Source organism: Chamaesiphon sp. OTE_20_metabat_361 (genome assembly GCF_031364565.1).
The window spans coordinates 1-4,535 of record NZ_JANLWO010000081.1; the positions used below are offsets into that span (position 1 = coordinate 1).

Consider the following 4,535-nt stretch of genomic DNA (forward strand, 5'->3'; position numbering starts at 1 on the left):
CATGCACCTTGCTCGGTCATGGTGATTCAGCAGAAGTAGAACACAAATTATTACGATTGAATATTACAGTTTAGTTACATTTTAGGAGAAAAATCATGTTAGATATCGATGAAATGGGACAGGACGAAATCCACGAATTGCTACATAAAGTAGGGTATGGTCATCTGGGCTTCATCCATGAAGGCAAACCTTGTGTAATGCCGATGCACTATTATCTCGAAAATAGCAATATTTACCTATTTACAACAGTTGGGATGAAGACTCATGACATGGACGCAGATCCTGATGTTTGTTTGCAGGTTGAAGAGTTACATAGTCCCGAACATTGGCGGAGTGCAATTGTGATGGGTCGAGCCAAACATCTGACAGCGAAACCAGAGATAGAACGAGTAATCGAAATTGCCAAACAGCGTGATGCTACCCTTTCTCCGGCAATTAATCGAACTTGGACTGACTCCTGGGGACGTGCGGAAGTTATGTCGATTTATCAGATTGAATCGGGAGAAATGAGTGGGCGCACGACTGATGGTGTGAGCAGTCGTCAATAAATTTTAGATTCGAGAGAAAAAATGCAAATGCCAGCAAGATCGACGCTCATGCCCAAAGCCTCTAATAATGTCATCGAGACATCTAATTCACTTTTGCCCAGCCAGCGAAGAATGGATAATCTGGATACAGCTTCCCCCTTGGTGCAGCCTGTCGTCTCATGGGGAGTTATCGTTAGCTTGGTAATACTTTCAACAGGCGGGTTAATTTATGCTTGCATTTGCAGCCGCAAGCAACATTCTTTCAGCGTCAAGTTGCCTTCTAAAATTATCTGCTCTCGTTGTCAATATTTTAACGATAATCACTTTCTTAAATGTGCTCTTCATCCAGTAGCCGTAATGACTGAGCAAGCAGTTGATTGTACGGATTACTGTCCGAAAACTAAAGGAAAATGGGCTATAAATTGAGAAGAATATTGCTTGCAATTTGAAAAGTCTTTTTCTAATCGATCTATCTAAAAATAACTAATGTTTACGATTCGAGGAACTGTTCTATGCAGCCAGATTATCTGATTATCGGCAGTGGTTTATCCGCATTGACCTTTGGTGCTTTGATGGCAAATGCTGGTAAAACCGTCCAAATCCTCGAAGCTCACGAGCATCCAGGTGGATTTGGGCATACGTTTACAATGGCTAAAAAGTATACGTTTAACGCTCAATTTCACTATGTCTGGGACTGTGGTGAAGGACAAACAGTTAATAAGGTACTCAAAAAACTAGGATTAGATCGGGAAGTAACCTTTGAAAGATACGATCCTGATGGTTTCGACCACATGCGAATGCCTGGTTATGAAATGGATACTCCTTCAGATCCAGAAGTATTAATCGATCGATTATCTGCGTTGTTTCCCGACCATGTTCACAACATTCGTCAATTTGTAAATGAGGTCGAGAAGACTGGTGTAGGCTTGAAAATAGTTGCACCACCACTGAAACCGATCGAACTACTCAAGCATCCCCAGGCGGCGTTCAGTACTGTCTCTAACATCAACAGTACCCTTCAGGATGTATTTGATAAATTCCAGCTTCCCCAAGCCGCACAGACCCTTTTAGCCCTGCAATGGCTGGATTTTTTACTACCGCCCAACCAACTTTCTTTCTTTGCGTGGGTGGCATTATTTAGAGGTTATCAAGCAGGAGCATTTTACCCAACGCAGCATTTTGAATCTGTAATTAATTCTTTTGTAAAAGTCATCGAATCAAATGGTGGACAAGTATTACTCAACCATGAAGTCACGAATTTTCGGGTCGTAAATAAAACCGTGATGGGAGTTGAGGCAACGAATCTCACCACTCATCAAAGTGCAGAATTCACGGGCGATACGGTAATCTGTAATATCGACCCTCAACGAGCTGCAAAAACGATCGGGTTAGACAAGTTTTCTAAAGCTGTACGCAAAAAACTCGACTATGAATATTCGGCATCTAACTACATGGTTTATTGCGTTGTCAAAGATATCGACTTACGCGACTATGGATTTGGGAAGTGGAATGTCTCACATACGGGGCACGAAAGCCTGAATGAAGCGTTTGCCCAAATGTACGATCGACATGACTATTCTAATCCAAGTTTTGCCATCACCACGCCCACTTTATTGACAGAGGCGAGTCGAGATTGTCCGGCAGATTGTCAGATTGTTGAATTTCTGACTGTTGCTAACTATGCCTACTTTAAGCAATTACGCGATAGCGATCCCAAGGCTTACAGGCAGAAAAAGCAAGAGATTTTAGATGCGATTCTCGATGTGGTCGAAAAACATTATGTGCCGAATTTTCGGAAGCATCTGGTGTTTGAGATTACAGGTAGTCCGACTACTAACGAACGCTATTGTTGGTGTCCTGAAGGGAATTCCTACGGCTCGATTTTGACTCCGCGCAATATGGGTTTGGGGCGATTGAATCATGAAACTTCACTAGACAAGTTTTACTTCTGTAATGCTTCATCGGGTTATCCAGGTTTTGCACCGACAATTTGGACGGGGGCGTTGTTGTATCAACGATTGTCTGGGGATGCGATTTTGGGCGGTTGAATAGCCGGAACACATGAGTCTGTTTGATGCGTAAATCTACCCACCCCACCCTACGGGCACCCCTGTCTTGAAAAGGTGCTCGACTTGGGGGAACCCCTGTTCCCGCACTTTTCGCTGTCTTGACGTTTTTTTATTCGGGGGGAACCCTAGACATAAAAACGTCGCTCCCGGGAGGGGATTTTTACCCAACTCTTCCGAGGATGGGATTTTTTACATAAGAGGTTAACACATGAAAATTGCGGTAATTGGTGGTGGAGCTAGTGGGATGGTATCAGCTTATCTGCTCGATAAACAAGGGCATCATGTCACCGTATTTGAACGACAACCCATTTTAGGCGGACATATTCGGACGCTGAATAAAAACGTTAAGCCGGATCGATTGGATTGCACAGAAATTCTTGAGGGTGGGGTGCTGGAATTTCCGACTGCGTTTACAGATTTTATCGCATTGATGACAGAATTAGATGTCGAACTAGAGCCTGTGAGTGTTGGTTCGGGGATGTTTTTTAATAGTGGCGATCGCTTTTTATCGTCAGTTACCACCAACAACAACTTCTTAGGTATTCACCGCCTCATCGAACATTTACGCTTTGATACCCTTTATGCGCGTTCTGCTAGCTTATGGTTGAGAATCCAACTTGCAAATCTCCAAAATCTAGCAGGTCTCCCACTTTCGGAATACCTAAATAATCCAAGTGCTCGCGATACTTGGCTGAAATTGCTAGCAATGTATAGTTACTCAATTCCGTTTGAACTAATTGATGATTTTCCGGCATAATTAGCGATACCAATGTTACGTGCCTACATTTCAACTAACTGGGTGCGGGTGAAAGGTGGTGTGTATACTTATATTGAAAAAATTCTAGAGCGATTTCAGGGAAAGATTGTATTGGGTGTGGAGATCGATCGGATTTTGCGAAGTCCTGGTGGTGTCAAAATAATGATGTGTACAGGTGAAATGCGGGAATTCGATCGAGTTGTATTTGCCACGCCTCCAGACCAAGTAATGGCACTTTTAGCCGATCCAACTACCGCTGAAACCAAACGGTTTGCTAATTGGAAAGCTAACCATATTACTAGCATAGTTCATAAAGATGCTGCGATGTACGATCGATTTGACATCCATAAACCCTCAGAATTTGATTTCTTTCAAACTGTTACCCACTGGGGGTATAACGGCTATCTCAATCAACTTTGTGGCATCTCATCACCACAGCATTATTTCCTATCATTCCAACTAGAAGAATTAATTGCACCAGAGCAAATTATTCATACCCAAGCACATCACACTCCTTTATATACGACGGAATCTTTTCGATACCGCGATGAAGTGGTCGCGACTAATGGTGAGAATCACACTTACCATGCGGGAGCATATCTTGGTGATGGTTTACATGGTGGAGCCATCACTTCCGCTGTTCGAGTTGCTCAATTAATTGGCGTGAGTCTGGAGTCTATTCCTTCCGTTGAAAGTAAACGGGGACGAATTTCGATCGGATTGTAGCTTTCCATCTGGAAAATATAGTTTAATTAGCTCAAATTATATTCCAAGCAAATTTCTCCTCATATTCATATTGGGAGATTTTTTGTATGGTTTTTAGTTTTTGTCTATTCCTTTAGACTGAAATCCCATCGAAAATTCGAGCTAAAATCAGTCTATATGTCTATAGACTGATTTGATAATTTCAATCAAGAGTAGTAAATAAAATTGCAATATTCTAAGAAATAACGAAATAAATATTAAGATAATTGCTTGCAAGAATATATAGATTAAGATATGTTTTCCTCACGACATCCTCACAATTTCAGTCTAGGATGAAAGTTAATAAATTCGCATTATAAATTTATCGAATAGTTATTTAGCTGCCATCTGAAATTGAAGTCATTGCGATCGATTACTTCGAGGCCAGATGGCAGCTTTATAGCATATTTTTATTTAGAAATTGTGCGAATGAACGAG

The 4,535-nt window shown here is 41.7% G+C and carries 2 protein-coding genes and 1 pseudogene; all 3 read left to right on the forward strand.

Annotated features, from left to right (window positions below; translation table 11 throughout):
- Window positions 1-95 precede the first annotated feature (95 nt).
- The 3 genes and pseudogenes from RMO35_RS02200 to RMO35_RS25140 all read left to right on the forward strand — a co-directional run bounded on the left by RMO35_RS02200 (window position 96) and on the right by RMO35_RS25140 (window position 4,079).
- A complete protein-coding gene (locus tag RMO35_RS02200) occupies window positions 96-548 on the forward strand; it encodes a pyridoxamine 5'-phosphate oxidase family protein (protein ID WP_309738256.1) in 453 nt (150 codons plus the stop codon).
- Between the two features lie 491 nt (window positions 549-1,039).
- Complete coding sequence (locus tag RMO35_RS02205) at window positions 1,040-2,575, forward strand: NAD(P)/FAD-dependent oxidoreductase (protein WP_309738257.1); 1,536 nt, start codon at window positions 1,040-1,042, stop codon at window positions 2,573-2,575.
- Window positions 2,576-2,804: 229 nt separating this feature from the next.
- Window positions 2,805-4,079, forward strand: a pseudogene (locus RMO35_RS25140) (FAD-dependent oxidoreductase).
- Window positions 4,080-4,535 lie beyond the last annotated feature (456 nt).

What these genes read in the sequence shown, in the direction of transcription:
- RMO35_RS02200 (WP_309738256.1), top strand. Translation starts at nt 96, where the DNA reads ATGTTAGATATCGATGAAATGGGACAGGACGAAATCCACGAATTGCTA.
- RMO35_RS02205 (WP_309738257.1), top strand. Translation starts at nt 1,040, where the DNA reads ATGCAGCCAGATTATCTGATTATCGGCAGTGGTTTATCCGCATTGACC.